This is a genomic window from Thiohalobacter sp. IOR34, from assembly GCF_030406045.1.
In the GTDB taxonomy this organism is placed as follows: domain Bacteria; phylum Pseudomonadota; class Gammaproteobacteria; order Thiohalobacterales; family Thiohalobacteraceae.
Genome location: NZ_CP128988.1, coordinates 2,450,388 through 2,466,603, shown reverse-complemented (window position 1 = coordinate 2,466,603; position 16,216 = coordinate 2,450,388). Strand labels below are relative to the sequence as shown.

At 65.5% G+C, this 16,216-nt stretch carries 16 protein-coding genes; 5 read left to right on the top strand and 11 right to left on the bottom strand.

From position 1 onward, the window contains the following. Position 1: 1 nt before the first annotated feature. The 5 genes from ribF to ispH are packed head-to-tail and all read left to right on the top strand — an operon-like array spanning position 2 to position 5,685. A complete protein-coding gene (gene ribF, locus QVG61_RS11455; RefSeq protein ID WP_289930776.1) occupies positions 2-934 on the top strand; it encodes a bifunctional riboflavin kinase/FAD synthetase in 933 nt (310 codons plus the stop codon). 15 nt (positions 935-949) lie between these two features. After that, positions 950-3,799 (top strand): isoleucine--tRNA ligase, encoded by a 2,850-nt coding sequence (gene ileS / locus QVG61_RS11450; RefSeq protein WP_289930775.1) that lies wholly within the window; start codon positions 950-952, stop codon positions 3,797-3,799. A gap of 7 nt (positions 3,800-3,806) precedes the next feature. Continuing rightward, positions 3,807-4,280: a signal peptidase II gene (gene lspA / locus QVG61_RS11445; protein ID WP_289930774.1), complete on the top strand. Its 474-nt coding sequence runs from the start codon at positions 3,807-3,809 to the stop codon at positions 4,278-4,280. Further along, on the top strand, positions 4,277-4,747 hold the full coding sequence (locus tag QVG61_RS11440; RefSeq protein ID WP_289930773.1) for a peptidylprolyl isomerase: 471 nt from the start codon (positions 4,277-4,279) through the stop codon (positions 4,745-4,747). The genes lspA and QVG61_RS11440 overlap by 4 nt, the downstream gene beginning before the upstream one ends. Further along, the gene (ispH, locus tag QVG61_RS11435; RefSeq protein ID WP_289930771.1) at positions 4,747-5,685 is read left to right on the top strand and encodes a 4-hydroxy-3-methylbut-2-enyl diphosphate reductase; all 939 of its coding nucleotides are present in this window, start codon (positions 4,747-4,749) and stop codon (positions 5,683-5,685) included. The genes QVG61_RS11440 and ispH overlap by 1 nt, the downstream gene beginning before the upstream one ends. A 423-nt stretch (positions 5,686-6,108) precedes the next feature. On the opposite strand, the gene QVG61_RS11430 is transcribed toward ispH, so the two are convergent. The 11 genes from QVG61_RS11430 to QVG61_RS11380 form a co-directional block, all read right to left on the bottom strand. Beyond that, on the bottom strand, positions 6,109-6,543 hold the full coding sequence (locus tag QVG61_RS11430) for a type IV pilin protein (protein ID WP_289930770.1): 435 nt from the start codon (positions 6,541-6,543) through the stop codon (positions 6,109-6,111). Positions 6,544-6,568: 25 nt separating this feature from the next. Continuing rightward, positions 6,569-6,895: a hypothetical protein gene (locus tag QVG61_RS11425; protein ID WP_289930768.1), complete on the bottom strand. Its 327-nt coding sequence runs from the start codon at positions 6,893-6,895 to the stop codon at positions 6,569-6,571. Between the two features lie 24 nt (positions 6,896-6,919). Continuing rightward, positions 6,920-10,522, bottom strand: a complete 3,603-nt coding sequence (locus tag QVG61_RS11420) for a PilC/PilY family type IV pilus protein (protein ID WP_289930766.1) — start codon at positions 10,520-10,522, stop codon at positions 6,920-6,922. A 32-nt stretch (positions 10,523-10,554) separates the two neighbouring features. Then, on the bottom strand, positions 10,555-11,106 hold the full coding sequence (locus QVG61_RS11415) for a PilX N-terminal domain-containing pilus assembly protein (RefSeq protein ID WP_289930764.1): 552 nt from the start codon (positions 11,104-11,106) through the stop codon (positions 10,555-10,557). A 13-nt stretch (positions 11,107-11,119) separates the two neighbouring features. Then, positions 11,120-12,181, bottom strand: coding sequence for a PilW family protein (locus QVG61_RS11410; protein ID WP_289930762.1), 1,062 nt, complete (start codon positions 12,179-12,181; stop codon positions 11,120-11,122). Further along, the gene (gene pilV, locus QVG61_RS11405; RefSeq protein WP_289930761.1) at positions 12,178-12,627 is read right to left on the bottom strand and encodes a type IV pilus modification protein PilV; all 450 of its coding nucleotides are present in this window, start codon (positions 12,625-12,627) and stop codon (positions 12,178-12,180) included. The genes QVG61_RS11410 and pilV overlap by 4 nt, the downstream gene beginning before the upstream one ends. Before the next feature lie 15 nt (positions 12,628-12,642). Further along, positions 12,643-13,149 (bottom strand): GspH/FimT family pseudopilin, encoded by a 507-nt coding sequence (locus tag QVG61_RS11400; protein ID WP_289930759.1) that lies wholly within the window; start codon positions 13,147-13,149, stop codon positions 12,643-12,645. 241 nt (positions 13,150-13,390) lie between these two features. Continuing rightward, positions 13,391-13,846 carry a prepilin-type N-terminal cleavage/methylation domain-containing protein gene (locus QVG61_RS11395; protein WP_289930758.1) on the bottom strand — a complete coding sequence of 152 codons (456 nt, stop codon included), beginning with the start codon at positions 13,844-13,846 and terminating at the stop codon, positions 13,391-13,393. Next, a complete protein-coding gene (locus tag QVG61_RS11390; protein ID WP_289930757.1) occupies positions 13,843-14,916 on the bottom strand; it encodes a hypothetical protein in 1,074 nt (357 codons plus the stop codon). The genes QVG61_RS11395 and QVG61_RS11390 overlap by 4 nt, the downstream gene beginning before the upstream one ends. After that, complete coding sequence (locus QVG61_RS11385) at positions 14,897-15,610, bottom strand: hypothetical protein (protein WP_289930756.1); 714 nt, start codon at positions 15,608-15,610, stop codon at positions 14,897-14,899. The genes QVG61_RS11390 and QVG61_RS11385 overlap by 20 nt, the downstream gene beginning before the upstream one ends. Further along, positions 15,604-16,164 (bottom strand): GspH/FimT family pseudopilin, encoded by a 561-nt coding sequence (locus tag QVG61_RS11380; RefSeq protein WP_289930755.1) that lies wholly within the window; start codon positions 16,162-16,164, stop codon positions 15,604-15,606. Before QVG61_RS11380 ends, QVG61_RS11385 begins: the two co-directional genes overlap by 7 nt. Positions 16,165-16,216: the final 52 nt, after the last annotated feature.

The window sequence follows — 16,216 nt, the reverse complement described above, 5'->3', positions numbered from 1 at the left end:
CATGCGGCTGATTCGCGGACTGCACAATCTGGATGCTTCGCAGCGCGGCTGTGCCGCGACCATCGGCAACTTCGATGGCGTGCATCTCGGCCATCAGGCGGTGCTCGGCCAGCTCGCGGAGCGGGCTGCCGAGCTGTGTCTGCCGACCACGGTGATCACCTTCGAGCCCCAGCCGCAGGAATACTTCGACCCCGAGGGGGCACCGCCGCGGCTGACCCGTTTCCGCGAGAAGGTGGTGGCGCTGCGCCGCTTCTCCGTCGATCGCCTGCTGTGCCTGCACTTCGATCGCCGGCTGGCGGCACTGGATGCCGCCGCCTTCGTGCAGCGGGTGCTGGTCGAGGGGCTCGGTGTGCGCTACCTGGTGGTGGGCGACGATTTCCGCTTCGGCAGGGGCCGCGAGGGCGACTTTGAATTCCTGGCCCGCGCCGGCGAACGGCACGGCTTTCAGGTGGCGCACATGCACACCTTCGAGGTCGGTGGCGAGCGGGTCAGCAGCACCCGCATCCGCCGTGCCCTGGCCGCCGGCGACATGCAGCTCGCGGAACAACTGCTCGGCCGCCCCTACCGCATGCTCGGCCGGGTGGCGCACGGCGACAAGCGCGGCCGGACCATCGGCTTTCCGACCGCCAACATCTTCCTGCACCGGCACCGTACCCCGGTCAGCGGGGTGTTCGCGGTGGAGGTGTTCGGCCTCGATCGCGAGCCGGTGTACGGGGTGGCCAATGTCGGCACCCGGCCGACGGTGGACGGGACGCGCAGCCTGCTGGAGGTGCACCTGTTCGATTTCGCAGAGGAGATCTACGGCCGCCACGTGGCGGTGGACTTTCTGCACAAGCTGCGCGACGAGCGACGCTTCGATTCATTCGCGGCGCTGAAGGCCCAGATCCTGCGGGATGCGGCCGCGGCGCGCGATTATTTTGCCTTGGCGAGCTAATGGATACCTGAGACTGTGGCTGACTATAAACACACCCTGAACCTGCCCAAGACCGCCTTCCCGATGAAGGCCAACCTGGCCAACCGCGAGCCGGACATGCTGCGCCACTGGGAGGATATCGGTCTCTATCGTCTGATGCGCGAGGTGGGTGAGGGGCGGCCGAGGTTCGTCCTGCATGATGGGCCGCCCTATGCCAATGGCGAGATCCATATCGGCCACGCGGTGAACAAGGTGCTCAAGGACATCATCGTCAAGAGCAAGACCCTCGGCGGCTACGACGCGCCCTATGTGCCGGGTTGGGACTGCCACGGCCTGCCCATCGAGTTGAACGTGGAGAAGAAGATCGGCAAGGCCGGGGTCAAGGTCGATGCCGCCACTTTCCGCAGTGCCTGCCGCGACTATGCCCGCAAACAGGTGGAACGGCAGAAGGCCGACTTCGTGCGCCTCGGCGTGACCGGCGACTGGGAGCACCCCTATCTGACCATGGATTTCCGCTTCGAGGCCGACATCATCCGTGCCCTGGGGCGGATCGCCGCCAACGGCCACCTGACCAAGGGTTACAAGCCGGTGCACTGGTGCACCGACTGCGGCTCGGCGCTGGCCGAGGCCGAGGTCGAATACGAGGACAAGACCTCGCCGGCCATCGACGTGCGCTTCAGGGTGCAGGACGAGGCGGCGTTGCTTGCCCGCTGTCACCATGTCGAGGGCGCCGAGGGTGAGGGGCCGGTCTCGGTGGTGATCTGGACGACCACCCCCTGGACCTTGCCGGCCAACCGTGCCGTCGCCCTGCATCCCGAGCTGGACTATGTGCTGGTGCAGTGCAGTGGCGAATATGGACCGGAACGGCTGCTGCTGGCCGATGCCCTGCTCAAGGACGCCATGCTGCGCTGGGGTGTGGAGGACTACCAGGTGCTCGCCTACTGCAAGGGGGGAGATCTGGAGGGTCTGAAGCTGGCCCATCCCTTCTATGCGCGCGAGGTGCCGATCATTCTCGGTGAGCATGTCACCACGGAGGCCGGCACCGGTGCCGTGCACACTGCGCCCGGCCATGGCCAGGAGGACTACGTGGCCGGGCAACGCTATGGGCTGGCGGTGGACAATCCAGTCGGTCCCGACGGTCGTTTCCTGCCGGACACCGAGCTGTTCGCCGGGGAGCACGTGTTCAGCGCCAACGACCATGTGCTGGAGGTGCTGAAGGCGAAGGGGGCGCTGCTGCACGAGGAGGCGCTGCGCCACAGCTACCCGCACTGCTGGCGGCACAAGACGCCGATCATCTTCCGCGCCACGCCGCAGTGGTTCATCAGCATGGAGCACAACGGCCTGCGCGCCGCGGCGCTGGACAATATCGCCCGCGTGCAGTGGCTGCCGGAGTGGGGGCAGGCGCGCATCGAGGGCATGGTGCAGAACCGCCCTGACTGGTGCATCTCGCGGCAGCGCACCTGGGGGGTGCCCATCGCCCTGTTCGTGCACCGTCAGAGCGGCGAGCTGCACCCGGACACGCCGCGCCTCATCGAGGCGGTGGCGCTGGCCGTGGAACGCAGCGGCATCGATGCCTGGTTCGAGCTGGATGCCGAAGATCTGCTCGGCGAGGAGGCGGGCGCCTACGAGAAGGTCACCGATACCCTCGATGTCTGGTTCGACTCCGGCGTCACCCACGCCTGCGTGCTGGACCGGCGCAAGGAGCTGGCGCGGCCCGCCGACCTCTACCTGGAGGGTTCGGACCAGCACCGCGGCTGGTTCCAGTCATCGCTGCTGACCTCGGTGGCGATGCATGGCGAGGCACCCTACCGCACCGTCCTGACCCATGGCTTCACGGTCGATGCCAGGGGACAGAAGATGTCCAAGTCCAGGGGCAACGTGGTCGCGCCGCAGAAGGTCATCAAGTCGCTGGGCGCCGATATCCTGCGCCTCTGGGTGGCGGCCACCGACTACCGTCACGAGATGAGCGTCTCCGACGAGATCCTCAAGCGCACCGCCGATGCCTACCGGCGGTTGCGCAACACGGCGCGCTTCCTGCTCGCCAACCTCAACGGTTTCGATCCGGTGGAGCATGCCCTGGCGCCGGAGCAGATGATCATGCTCGACCGCTGGGCGGTGGAACGGGCGCGGCTGCTGCAGGCCGAGGTGATCGAGGCCTACAGCAGCTACGAGTTCCACCACATCTACCAGAAGGTGCACAACTTCTGTGCCGTGGACATGGGCGGCTTCTATCTCGACATCATCAAGGACCGCCAGTACACCACTCAGGCGGACTCGGTGGCGCGGCGCTCGGCGCAGACCGCCATGTACCTGATCATCGAGTCGCTGGTGCGCTGGCTGGCGCCGATCCTCAGCTTCACCGCCGACGAGATCTGGCGTCACATCCCGGGTGAGCGGGAGCCCTCGGTGTTCCTCGAGACCTGGTTCGAACTGCCGCAGATGTTCCTGCCGGAGGAGGCGGCGAGCCGCGACTACGGCATGGATTTCTGGGCGCGGGTGATGGAGGTGCGCGAGGTGGTCGCCAAGGAGCTGGAACGGTTGCGGGTGGCCGGCGGCATCGGTTCCTCGCTGGATGCCGAGGTCGATCTCTACTGCGGTCGGGAGATCCTCGACCTGCTGGCACGTCTCGACGACGAGCTGCGCTTCGTGCTGCTCACCTCCTATGCGCGCATCCACCCGGTGGAGGTGCCGCCCTCGGATGCCATCCACTTCACCCTGAGCACGGGCGACGAGCTGTGGGTGGCGGTGGCGCCCTCCGACCATCCCAAGTGCGTGCGCTGCTGGCACCACCGCGAGGACGTGGGCAGCGACCCGCAACACCCCGAGCTGTGCGGGCGCTGCGTGGAGAATGTCAGCGGCGAGGGAGAGCGGCGGCGTTTCGCCTGAGGCCGGCATGCTGCGCTATCTCTGGCTCTCGGTGCTGGTGCTGCTCGCCGACCAGCTCAGCAAGCAGCTGGCCGAAGCACGGCTGGCCGCGGGGCAGGTGGTGGAACTGACCGGCTGGTTCAATCTGCGCCTGGCCTACAACCGTGGTGCGGCCTTCAGTTTCCTGGGCGAGGCCGGCGGCTGGCAGCGTTGGCTGTTCATCGGCGTCGGCCTGCTGGCAGTGGGGGCGATCCTGCTCTGGTTGCACGGGCTGCGGGCCGGTGACCGGCTGTTGGCCTGGGCGCTGGCGCTGATCCTCGGTGGCGCCCTGGGCAATCTGGTCGACCGGGTGCTCTACGGCCATGTGGTCGACTTCATCGACTGGCACTATGCCGGTTGGCACTGGCCAGCCTTCAACCTGGCTGACGCCGCAATCAGTCTCGGCGTGGTGCTGCTGCTCGGCAGCGGCCTGCTGTCGGGTCGGGCGGAACAGCAGCGATGACCGCGCTGGACGTCATCAGCCCCGGCAGCCGCGTGCGTCTGCACCTGCGCCTGTCGCTGGCAGACGGCACCGTGGTCGAGGACAGCTACGGTGGCGAGCCGCTGGAATTCGTCATCGGCGACGGCACCCTGGTGCAGGGACTGGAACGGGCCCTGTATGGCATGCGACCCGGCCAGTCGCAACGCCTCACCCTGCATCCCGAGCAGGCCTTCGGGGCGCACGACCCGGCGCTGGTCACGCATCTGCCGCGGGCGCGCTTTCCGGACGACATCGTTCCCGAACCGGGCCTGGTGATCGAATTCGAGACCGCGGAGGGCGAGTTCCTGCCCGGCCTGGTGCTGGCGGTGGAGGGCGACCAGGTGGAGGTGGACCTCAATCATCCGCTGGCCGGCAAGCCGGTGATCCTGGAGAACGAGATCCTTGCGGTCGACAATTCGGCCCTGCTGGGTGCCGAGGGGGAGGACTGATGCAGATACGGCTGGCCAATCCGCGTGGCTTCTGTGCCGGTGTCGACCGGGCCATCGCCATCGTCGAACGGGCCCTGGAGCTGTTCGCACCGCCCATTTACGTGCGTCACGAGGTGGTGCACAACCGCCACGTGGTCGGTGACCTGCGGGCGCGCGGCGCGGTGTTCGTCGAGAATCTGGACGAGGTGCCGGCGGGTGCCACCCTGGTGTTCAGCGCCCATGGGGTGTCCCAGGCGGTGCGTGCCGAGGCCGCGGCACGCGGTTTCCGGGTCTTCGACGCGACCTGTCCGCTGGTGACCAAGGTGCACATGGAGGTGGCGCGTCATGCCGAGGCCGGCCGTGACTGTGTGCTGATCGGCCATGCCGGGCACCCGGAGGTGGAGGGGACCATGGGGCAGTACGATACATCCCGTGGCGGTGCCATCCACCTGGTGGAGTCGGAGGCGGACGTGACGGCGCTCGATGTGCGGGACCCGCAGCAGCTGGCCTATGTCACCCAGACCACCCTGTCGGTGGACGACGCGGCGCGCATCATCGAGGCCCTGCGCCGGCGCTTCCCGGCCATCCAGGGGCCGCGCAAGGACGATATCTGCTATGCCACCCAGAACCGTCAGGATGCAGTCAGGACGCTGGCCGAGGACTGCGATCTGATCCTGGTGGTGGGCTCACCGAACAGTTCCAATTCCAACCGCCTGCGCGAGCTGGCCGAGCAGCGTGGGGTGCGTGCCCACCTGATCGACGACGCCGGGCAGATCGAGCCGGCCTGGCTGGAAGGGGTGGAACGGATCGGTGTGACCGCCGGTGCCTCGGCCCCCGAGGTGCTGGTGCAGGCGGTGCTGGAGGCGCTGGTGGCCCGTGGCGGTGAGCTGCTGGGCGAGGTGCCGGGCAGCGAGGAGAGCGTCAGCTTCTCCCTGCCGCGGGAGCTGCGTCCGGGCTGAACACGGCATATTTGGTTGCCGGGTTCATAACACCGTGCCAATCGCGGCCCGGAGGCCGCTCCTGCCATGGTGCCGCCCTGCCCCGTAGGAGCGGCCTCCAGGCCGCGATCCCCGGCGGCTCCAGCCGCGCCATCATCCGGCGGGCTGATGCAATATCCGGGCTAGCCCGCATATTGCACCAGGGCGGTCTGCATGATCGGCATTGAGGCTGTTATACAAGGCCGAGATGACCATGAGAGAGCTGTTTGGGCAGGTTACACTTTGTACCTATTCGATGTCAGGCCGCATCGGGCTGCGCATCTTGAACGATCCCCCTCAAACCATGGCGACGGCCATGCTTTTTCGGCCGATCGCCCAAGCTGCTTTGCCGGATTCGCCCTGAGCATCGAATCCTTGGTGCAATATGCGGGCTAGAGGCCGACTTCAGCGTGCCCAGCAATCCGAGGTGGAGCCGGATGTCTGACCGCGAACCCCTGCCTGGTTCAGGGTCAGGGTACCGCAGCCGTCGTTGGCCTGGTCACCCTGGGGTACCGCCTGCAGCGTGTAACTTTGCGCAGCGGGACCGGCCTGGAAACTGATCTGGTAGAAGACGGTGGCGCTGTCGCGCGGTGCCGTCTGGAAGGGCAGATCGGTCTTGCTCACCGCGCCGCCTCCCGGCTTCTGGTCGTAGCGGTTGCTCTCCGTGTAGTTGCGTTCCAGCCACTGGGCATCTTCCAGCAATGCCGCCTTGGCATCGGCCCGCCGTGCCTTGCGCATCGAATCCTGATATGCAGGGTAGGCGATAGTGGCCAGGATGGCGATGATGACGACCACGATCATCACTTCGATGAGGGTGAAGCCGTTGGCTGTTTTCTTCATGATCCGCCTCGCAATTGTGTTGTATTCACTCGTCCTGTTCGTTGTCGTCGCTGTCGGACGGCATGGTCCCTGTTGTGTGTGTGCTTTTTATCCAGATCTCGCCAATCAGGCCATCAGGAGTGGTCTCGAAAGTGACACGATAGCCGCGTTTCAGATAATCAATGCGACTGCGCGAGGTGCCGTGGATCCTCAGGCTGGGAGATGCAAGCAGTTCGCTATGGTCGATCTCGATGATTCGGTCTGGCGGATATACATCGGTAATGGTTCCTTCTCGCGATTCCGCATGCGTGACCAGGGTGGTGGATGATAGGGCGATACATGCTGCAATTCGGGCAAGCGATTTCGAGTTCATGGGGGACTTTCCTCGCCGTAGGATTTACTTCAGTTGTTGCCAGGACATCCGTCCGGAATCCTTGCCTGGGTTTTCGCCCAGTGTCACCACCTGGCCGCGTGACGTGCTGGAGACCTTCTTTTCGCTGACCCGGCCGGTGGTCTGGTCCTGTTCGAGGATCACTGCCGGGCGCGAGATCTGGTCACTGAAACGCTTGCCACCGGCATTGGCGTCGACCTTGCCGTCTCCGTCGGTATCGATCATGTCGTCGGTGTCGAATACGCCGTCGCCATTGAGATCGAAGGGCGGAGAGGGCAGTTGGGCGCCGGTCTTGGAGTCGATCTCCATCAGCCAGCTATAGCCGCCGAAGGCGCAGGGATTTGGCTCAGGCACGGTGGTGACGAAGATCACTCGGCCGTTGCGGAGGAAGGGTGCGATCACCGAGCGTTCACCGCTGTCCGGCAGATCGAGGTACCAGCCGCTGTCCGACGTGCTGACCGAGTTCTGGCTGACCACCCGTACGTCACTGCTCTGGTAGACGATGGTCTGCTCAATCAGGTTGTTGCGTCCGCTGACGGCGTTGGTCTTGTCGTCGAAGATGCCATACAGGGTCTGAGTGCTGGTGTCCGAGATGTCCGGGATGCCCAGATAGCGCCCGGTGCCGAACAGTATGACATAACCCTGGCCGTTCAGTCCGCGGTCGATGGAAGGGCGTGTGGTGATCGGTTGAGGGTTGCCGCTGGCATCGGTGGCGGTGAACAGCGGCTTGGGCTTGATGCCCTGCTTGAGGGCAAAATCCCAATTGCTGGGGTTGCTGTCGCTGACATCGATTTTCCACATGTTGCCATACAGGTCACCGGCATAGATGGCGTCGACGATGAAGTCGCCGTTGAAGTCGGCCGGGGTGGCCGTGGTCATGCCATTGGGGTCCGAGGTGCTGCCCACGCCGGTATCGAACTTCCTGATTACAGTTCCCGTCTCGATATCGACCACAAAGAGAACGCTGTGGCCGGTGGTGCTGACATTGCCATCGCTCTCCGTGTTGTTGTAGCCGTTGCCGAATACCGCGGCCCATTTGCCATTGTGCATGCGCACGATGGCGGGGCGGGCGAAGGTGTAGCCAAGGTCGGCATCGTCGCTGTCATTGAATTCCCATAGCACCACATCCTGGGCGACAGTCGATGTTTCGGCAAAGGCTGCGGGTTTGGTGACATCCAGGGCATAGATTCCCTGGCCACCCTTGTTGAGGCCGGCTACCAGCACGGTGTGCCAGTTGCTGGCAAAGAAGGCGTCGGCGATGGTCAGCGCCCCGTCGACATAGAACTTGTGGGTATAGAGCGGATCGGTCAGGTCGCTGAGGTGGTCGAAGACGGCGCTGGGCACGAAGGCCATTTCCTCGGCCAGGGTGCTGGCGTTGAAGCCGTGCAGCATCCCGTCGTTGCCGCCGGCGTAGACCATGGCCTTGCGTCCCTGGTAGGTGTTGACGAAGGTGGAGTACTTGGTCTCAGGTGCCGAGCTGCCGAAGTCGTCCGGATACAGGTTGCGTGGCGTGGCGACATAGATGGGCGAGGAATTGACGAAATCGCCCAGTTTGTTGGATGTGCGCTTGCGGAAAGGTCCGCTGGGCTGCTCGTTGCTGCTGTCGCCACGCAGAAAGTCGAGGCGGTCCGTGCCCAGGTTGTCGACCACGCCGGCACTGTCCTTGTTCAGTGCTGCCTGCTGGCTGCTGTTCAGGTAGCTCCAGCGGAAGGGTGCGCCGTCACTGCCGTCATGGGTAAAGATGACGCGGCTGTTGGCTGAGGGCAGGTTGGCACTGGCCGTGGTCAGCGGTGATCCCAGGCTGGCTCCGCTGCCGATGGGGATGGCCTTGATGTCCCCTGTCCAGTCGTCGGAATTGAAGATCGCCTGGTAGATCTTGGACGAGCTGGTTATGAATCCGGAGTTGAGTGCCACCGAGGCGGCCGAGCCGTCTCGAAGGGCGATATTGCTGAGTACGCTTTTGAGTCCCGTCACCAGAGTGCCGGGGTCGCTGGCCGATATGAATGTGCCCTTGCTGTTATAGGCGGCATGCCATAGGTCATCGATCTTCTCCGGGCAGTTATAGCAGGAGGGGTCGCCCCAGTCGCTGCCTTCGGTCAGGCTGGGATTGGGCCAGCCATCTCCGTCCGTATCGGTCAGGTGACCGCTGACGCCGAAGGCGACGGTGTAGGTGACCAGGTGCTGGTAGGTGGCTGAGTCGAAGCTGTCCGGCACCACATCGTTGGTCAGCGGGCTGAGATCCTTGTCGTAGTAGTATTTGGCTACATCGGCCAGGGTGTCTGCATAGGTGTCTCCGTCCACGTCGCCACGGTTTGCAGGGTTGCCGTTCCAGTAGCCATCGGTGAACAGTACGGCAAAGTTCTTCTGGCAGGACTGGATGATGGGATCGGTCTTGCCGAAATTGCCCTGGCCGGAATCAAAGTAACGGCCGGTGCGGTCGAGGCCGAGGCGCAGCGGTGTCCCGGCAGCGGGCCAGTTGAAGCTGAACAGTTGGCTGAGCAGGCTGTCGTTGTGCGCCTGGAAATTGGTTACCGTGGCGCCCGGCACCTCCACGAACAGCGTGTTGTAGTAGTTGATGACGCTCAGTCCGTAGCGGAAATTCGGGTTGTCGTCGATGACGGAGGCGATGGCGCTTTTTGCAACGAAGGAGCGGCGGCGGGCATACTGGTACCAGTTGGCGATGTTCTGCTTGACCTCGCTGATGGTGCGGCAGCTCTTGCCGCCCCCTGCCAACTCGGTAAAGCAGGCTGTGCCGCTCAGGGTCTGGCTGCTGGTGGTGGGATTGAGGCCCGTGGCATCAGGGGAGTAGGTCGTTGTGGTGACCGTTATCTGGCTGCCGTTCAGCAGATACTGGGTATGCTTGTCCCACAGGTCGATCTCGCCATTCGCGGTGGCGGTCACATTGACCTCGTTGCCACGATAAGGGCGACTTCCGCTGTAACCGCGGTCATCTTCCCATACTTCGTAAATGAAGCCATCGAGATTGCGCGTCAGGCTGTAGCCGCTCGTGCCTTCGCGTGGATCACTGCGCGCGGCAGAGAAGCTGGCGTCGGTGCAGAGTGCGCCGCTCAGTTGGCACGGTCCGTCCCAGGGCTGATATGTATGTTCCGGGTTGTAATAGACTACATTGAAGTCCGATGACAGGATGCGCCAGTCACGGGCATAGACGGGATTGGTGGACAGGGGGCTGCCGCACAGAAGCAGTGTCTCGCGACCACTTGTGCAACCGTTGCTGTAGGCGTTGTCCGCATTGGGGTAGATGTATTCGAAATATTCCGATCCGCTGCCTGTGCCAGGCCATGCCTTCCATACCCCGCCAGGATACTGCAGGGCGTCACAAACATCATAAGAGAAATTATAGACATCATCAGGATGATTGGGGTCGTATTCGCATGCATACCAGTGCTTGACGGTCAGGATTTCCCAGTCCATCGACCCTGAATCGTCGACTTCAAAGAACACATTGGGCTCGGCCCCGGGAGAGAGGAATATCGGGCGGTCACTGAGCGGGATGGCCTGACTCGCGCTGCTGATGCAGGCGAGGGCAAGGATGCCGACCTGCATTAACTGCAGGGGGAGGCGGGAAGCGGGTTTCATGCTGGTGTTCATGGCGATCTCCCGGAGCTGCGCGGTGTTCCTGTTCAATAGGTGGCCAGCCGCTTGACGGCAAAGCTCTGGACGATGGATTCGGCAGTGGCGCTGCCGCCCAGGCCGCGGCCGGTGACCTGGTAGAAGTCACGCGCCGAGTCCTCGGAGAAACCGGTACCAATATCGTCCTTCACGCTGGACTGGAACTCGATGACGAAGCGCGGATCCTCCGCCAGGTCGGAAAATTGCTGGCTCCCGGCGGCGCCGTATTCGCGGCTGTTGTTGTTCCACCAGGCAGCGCTCTGGTTGGCCAGGTCGTCCGGCAGGCTGTCTTTTTCCCAGACGGTGCTGCACGGGCCGCTGGTGCAGCGGTTCGGCCGGCCCAGAGAGAGGGGAGAGAGCCAGCTCTCGGCGTCGCGCAAGGCAGACTCGGCGCCCTGAAAGGACAGGTTGAGGTCGCGCAGGTTGCCGGCCATGCGTTCCTCCATGGTGACTGTGTTCATCGCCGTCAGGCCAAGCACGGTCATCAGCAGCAGGATGATCAGTGCCACGATCAGGGCGGCACCCCTCTGGGGCTGGCGGCGGTGGTCCGGGTTCCGGTTCATGGCAGCATCCCTCTCAGGAGGTCCGGTTGCGCAGGGTGATGGTGGTGGTGAAGGAGCGGCGCAGGCGGCGGTCGCCGGGGTTGTTGACCGTGGTGCCGTTGAAGCTGTAGGGCTGCGTCTGGGGGCTGACGTCTTCAAGGGTGTGGGCCAGAATCGACAGCCGCACGCTGACCACGTCGCTCCAGTCGGCGATGCCGAGGCGGTCGGTGTTTGGAGCCACGGCCGAGTTGGTGTTGAGGGTGGCCGCTGACTCATAGGAATCGACGCTGTAGTCATCGCTGTCGTCGGAGTTGACGCCATAGGTGATTTGCAGGTCCTGGATGCCGTCGACCAGCAGGAAGTCGGTGGCGGCGGCGCCTATGCCACTGCGCAGGTAGAGGCCATAGATGGGATTGCCGCTCTGGTCTGTCGCGCCGGTGTCGCGCACGAAATAGCTGGTTTCGTTGAGTCGCATGAGCATGGCATCGGTCTGGTAGGGCTTGGACAGGCGGTTGGTCGTGTTCATGTTGTTGGCGTGGGCTATGGTGACCATGCCCGAACCGCTGGAGACGCTGGTGGCCCGGAACAGGTCGGCCTGGGCGCAGTCGGTGATGAACAGATAGTCGCCAGCAGCAAAGTTGTCCGGGTTCGAGCTGATCTGGATGTTGGCGTTGTCGGCAGTCATGTTGCCCGTTAGTTGCACCGTGCTCGGCGAACCGCTGCGCAGGGTGATGGTGTCGGTGCCGGCAAGTGCACCGAAGGCGTTACCGCTGCCGACGTTGTCCAAGCCATTGACGATGGTGCTCAGGTTGAGCGTGATCGGCGGGCTGGCGATGATGTTCGGGGTGATCTGTTCCAGGTTGCTGCAGCCCTGGAAGCCGACCATGCGGATGTCGCGGCTGATGCGGCTGAAGGCGAAGCGGGTGTTCTCCTGGACCCGGGATAGCCCTTCCTGGACGCGGTAGGTCTGCTTGTTGCTGAGGAAGATCTGGATGACGCCACCCAGGAGCAACAGGCTGATGGTCATGGCGATCATCAGTTCGACCAGGGTCAGGCCCTGCTGGCGTGGATCGGCCGTGTGCCGGTTTCTGTTCATAGCGCCACCTTCACGGCCAGGCCGGTTGCCGGCTTGGAGAGATCCTTGTCGTCACGCCAGGTCACGGTAATGGTGAACTCGTTGCCGTTTTGTTGGCTGATGGAGCCGTCACCCGATGGCAGCAGGCTGGCGAGATTGGTTTTCCAGTTGGCGACATCCAGCGCCGCCTGGCTGCCTGAGCCCGAGTAGGCGCCACTGGCTGCGTTGTAGGCGCCGTTGAGTGCATTGTCGCGGTTGGCACGCATGGCGTCAGCGATGTCATAAGCGAGGAAGGTGGCCTGGGAGCGCAGGTGCGCGCTGTGATTGAAACGCATGCCATTGGCCTGCAGACTGGCCAGGCCGAGCAGGCCGATGGAGAGTACGATGACCGTCACCAGGACCTCGATCATGGTGATGCCGCGTTGCCAATGACAAGCCGGTTGCATGGAGCCGCTGGTTGGTTGCATGGCTGGGCTTCCTCGCTAGGGGCAGGTGGTGCGTTGAACCGAGACACGCCCGGTGTTACTGATCGTGATATTGCGGAGTTCGGTGCCGGTGCAGTCGGGGATGCTGATATTGATGGTCACCGGGTTGCCACCGATCAAGGCGCCGAGGCGGTCGAACTGCAGCGCGGTGTCGCTGGCGCTGACCGTGGTGCCGCCGGTGAGGCCTTCCCAGACGCGCAGCACGGCATCAGTGCCGTCCAGGGCCGCGTTGCCGTTGGCGTCGGTCATTACCAGCCAACCGTCGGGCCAGCCGCCGGTACAAGCGCTGCCGGTGCTGCTGGCGCAGACCGTAATCGTCTGGCCTCGTTTGACCGCTTCACTGCGCCCGAGGTTGAGGGCGGTCACCAGTTCGTTCGCCTGTGCGGTGATGCGGTTGTTCTGGATGATGCTGCGGAAGCTGGGAACGCCCACGGTCAAAAGGATCGCCGCAATGGCGATCGTGATCATCAGTTCGATCAACGTGAATCCGCGTCTGCTGTTCATGAGTATCCTTGTAGCTCAGGGGCGATGAGGCTGTCAGCCAATGACCGATGGATTGTCCTTAATCGCCGACGAATGGCACAGGGCGCCTTGCCGTTGTCCATTGGAGATTATTAACCCGGATATTGCACCAAGGCAGGCTCCGTGGGCCGGGGTGGCAGGATGGCGCGATCCCCGGCGGGTCCTGCCACGCCGTCATCCGGGGTCCTGATGCAATATGCGGGTTAGCGGCGGGAGGGGTTCTTTACTTGAAAATCGGGTCTTGCTGGAGCCGCCAGGCGCTGCGCTGGGGGTCGTGGCCGGCGATCAGGGTGATCAGCCGAAGTTCGTTACCGCCCCCCGGCCCTCGCCAGTCGACCCGGACTTCGACGCGGCGCAACTCGGGATCCGGCATCGGTGTCGAGCGCCAGGACAGCCGGTAACGGCGATGAACCCCCTGCAGCTGTCGCCGGCCGCTGGTGGGCTGGGTGAGGAAACGGCCATGACGGGTGAAGCCGCGCAGGGTCTCGATCTGTCGCTGGGCCAGTGCCAGGGCCTCGGTACGGGCGCGGGCCTCGGCCCCGCTGCGCAACGCCAGGGCCTGGAAACGGGCGGCGCCGACCAGGCCCACGGCGAGCAGGGCCATGGCCAGCAGGGCCTCGATGAGGGTGAAGCCGGCCATCCGGCAGGAGCCCGAGCGTGCCGGGTGGCGCGCTGTCACAGGTCGCTCCAGCTGCCCGGCACCGGAGCCACCTCCAGTACCGGCAGGGCCAGGGCGGCTGGACGCCCGCTCGCCTGCTCGATGTGCAGCAGCCGCAGGTCGCGGCCGAGACGGGCCATGTTGCCGGCTACGGCCAGGGTGCCGTAGATACGTGCCGGTCCCCAGGGCGCACCCGGCGGACAGTCGCCGTCGACGAATACCAGGCCGTGGATGACCACCCCGGCGGCCAGCCGCGGGCAGCCGAGACGGGCGGGGAAGACCAGCACCACGGGCTGTTGCGGACTGCCCAGGTTTCTGCGCCAGATGCCGCCGGCGAGATCGCCCGGTCGAGCCCACCAGTAGCGCCGCCTGTTGTCGGCCAGGCCGCGGCGACGTTCTGTCTCGGCCAGCGCGCGGAGGGCGGCACGGTCGATGGCGAACAGATGCTGCCAGAGCCGGCCCCTCGGGAAGGCGGCCGGGAGGAGGCCGCCGCCGTGCAGGCGCAAGCCCTGCCGCGGGCAGGGGCCGCTGGCCGCACTGGCGAGGGCCGGTCCGGCAGCGGGCCGGTCGGCATTCCGGGGGAAGATGTGCAGCGGTCCGCTTGCCGGTTGCGGACAGTTGCCGGTGATCAGGGGCGGCGCCTGTTCCCCGGCCGGGGTCAGGACCGAGAACAGGCGCACCGTCTGCCGGACCCGGGCCCGCACCTCAGGGGCGTGGGCCGCCTGGGCCGAGCTCAGGATCCGGATGTAGTGGGGCTGGCGCCGGTCGCGGCGGAAGCCGAGGTTGACGCCGAAGCTGTCGCCGTTGCCGGCCTGCAGCCGGGGCGGGTTGCGGCCGGGGGCGGCGATCTCCTGGGTGCCGCCGGCAGGCAGCCAGCGCGGACGTCCGCGGCGCAGCCAGTTGCGGCCGAAGTCCAGTCCCGCCTCGGCGGCCTGCAGGGCCTCGGCAGCCCGCAGCCGGTTGTCGGCCATGCGCTGCTCGGTGACGCCGGTATGGGCCACGGCGAAGGCCAGGATGCCGACGGCCAGGATCAGGCCCAGGGCCATCACCAGGGTCGCCGCTCCGCGCGCTTCAGGGCAGACGGGCCACATGGCGGTTGTTGCGCAGCCGAACCCGATTGGTGAGCTGCTGGGGTGCGCCGCGGCTGCGGGAGCGTCCATGCAGTTCGATGTCCACCTGCTGCAGGAACTGGGCCGGGTGCCCCTGGGTGCAGGGGTGGCCCGGGTTCACGGCATTGAGGCACCGCTCGAGACGGGTGAAGCGCAGCCGCGTCACCTCGGTGTCGTCGCTGGTGAGCGACTGCCACTGGCCGTGGTCGCAATCGAAGCCGCGTCCCCCGAGGCGCATCTGCAGGCGTTGCCGGTAGAGGCGGAAACCGAAGCGTTCGACATTGGCTGCGGACTGCAACGCTCCGCTGGCGCCATGGCCGACGCCCAGCCGCTTGTCCTGGTTGCGGTCGTAGCTGTAGAGCACGCAGCTGTCCCGGGACTCGCCCGCCGCCTGGCCGATGCGCAGCTGCTGCTCGGTTTGCAGGAAGGGGTTGGCGCTGCGGGGGTCGATCCCCGGCTGACCGGCCCAGTAGCCGCTGCGGCGCAGTTCCGCGGTCATCAGTTCGAGGGCGGTCTGCAGCTCGTGGCTGAGGCGGGCATGGGACAGGCAGTCATGGCTGGCCTGGAGGTTGGCGAGGTACATCTGCAGCCCGCCGCCGAGGACCAGCAGGCCGAGGGTGCTGCCGATCAGCAGCTCGGTGAGGCTGAAGCCGTCTTGTCCGGCTGCCCTCAGCATGGGGAATAGCCGGCCGGCGCGGGCTGGCCGCGCGGGTGGCAGAGGCGGACCCGCCCCAGCAGGCTGAGGCGGATCTCGAGCTGTTGCCGGGAGGCGCCCTGCAGGCGCAGGCGACCGGGTCGGGCGATGCCACGCAGGGCCTCGAAGCGGGTGCTGCTGCTGTTGCCGAAGCGGGCATGGTCGAGCCGGATGCCGGGAAAACGGCGATGGTCCAGCCGGCGGTCGAGCGTCTGCCCACCCAGCTGCAGCCGACAGGCACCCGGGGCGGACGGGGGCTGGCGGCAGTCGCAGGGGCTCTCGCCGAGGCCGTAGCACCAGCGGCTGCCGGCCAGGAAGCTGACGTAGACGTCGCTCTGGCCGCCGCGGCGCAGGGCCGCAGTGCGTGCATACTGCAGATCGGCGGCCAGGGTCTCGGCCGCGGCGCGCAGTCGGTGGCTGTCGATGAAATGGCGCAGGCCGGGCACTGCGATGCCGAGCAGGATGGCGAGCACCGCCACCGTCAGCATCAGCTCCACCAGCGTGAACCCGGCCGCTCCCCGATCGTCCCTGATCATCAGGAGTCCTGTCCGTATCGCCGTGCGGATGATTATAGTCCGTCTGGCGGCG

Excerpts from the sequence above, each read along its gene's own strand:
- ribF (WP_289930776.1), top strand. The coding sequence starts at position 2 with ATGCGGCTGATTCGCGGACTGCACAATCTGGATGCTTCGCAGCGCGGC.
- lspA (WP_289930774.1), top strand. The coding sequence starts at position 3,807 with ATGCTGCGCTATCTCTGGCTCTCGGTGCTGGTGCTGCTCGCCGACCAG.
- QVG61_RS11440 (WP_289930773.1), top strand. The coding sequence starts at position 4,277 with ATGACCGCGCTGGACGTCATCAGCCCCGGCAGCCGCGTGCGTCTGCAC.
- ispH (WP_289930771.1), top strand. The coding sequence starts at position 4,747 with ATGCAGATACGGCTGGCCAATCCGCGTGGCTTCTGTGCCGGTGTCGAC.
- QVG61_RS11430 (WP_289930770.1), bottom strand. The coding sequence starts at position 6,543 with ATGAAGAAAACAGCCAACGGCTTCACCCTCATCGAAGTGATGATCGTG.
- QVG61_RS11425 (WP_289930768.1), bottom strand. The coding sequence starts at position 6,895 with ATGAACTCGAAATCGCTTGCCCGAATTGCAGCATGTATCGCCCTATCA.
- QVG61_RS11420 (WP_289930766.1), bottom strand. The coding sequence starts at position 10,522 with ATGAACACCAGCATGAAACCCGCTTCCCGCCTCCCCCTGCAGTTAATG.
- QVG61_RS11415 (WP_289930764.1), bottom strand. The coding sequence starts at position 11,106 with ATGAACCGGAACCCGGACCACCGCCGCCAGCCCCAGAGGGGTGCCGCC.
- QVG61_RS11410 (WP_289930762.1), bottom strand. The coding sequence starts at position 12,181 with ATGAACAGAAACCGGCACACGGCCGATCCACGCCAGCAGGGCCTGACC.
- pilV (WP_289930761.1), bottom strand. The coding sequence starts at position 12,627 with ATGCAACCAACCAGCGGCTCCATGCAACCGGCTTGTCATTGGCAACGC.
- QVG61_RS11400 (WP_289930759.1), bottom strand. The coding sequence starts at position 13,149 with ATGAACAGCAGACGCGGATTCACGTTGATCGAACTGATGATCACGATC.
- QVG61_RS11390 (WP_289930757.1), bottom strand. The coding sequence starts at position 14,916 with ATGTGGCCCGTCTGCCCTGAAGCGCGCGGAGCGGCGACCCTGGTGATG.
- QVG61_RS11385 (WP_289930756.1), bottom strand. The coding sequence starts at position 15,610 with ATGCTGAGGGCAGCCGGACAAGACGGCTTCAGCCTCACCGAGCTGCTG.
- QVG61_RS11380 (WP_289930755.1), bottom strand. The coding sequence starts at position 16,164 with ATGATCAGGGACGATCGGGGAGCGGCCGGGTTCACGCTGGTGGAGCTG.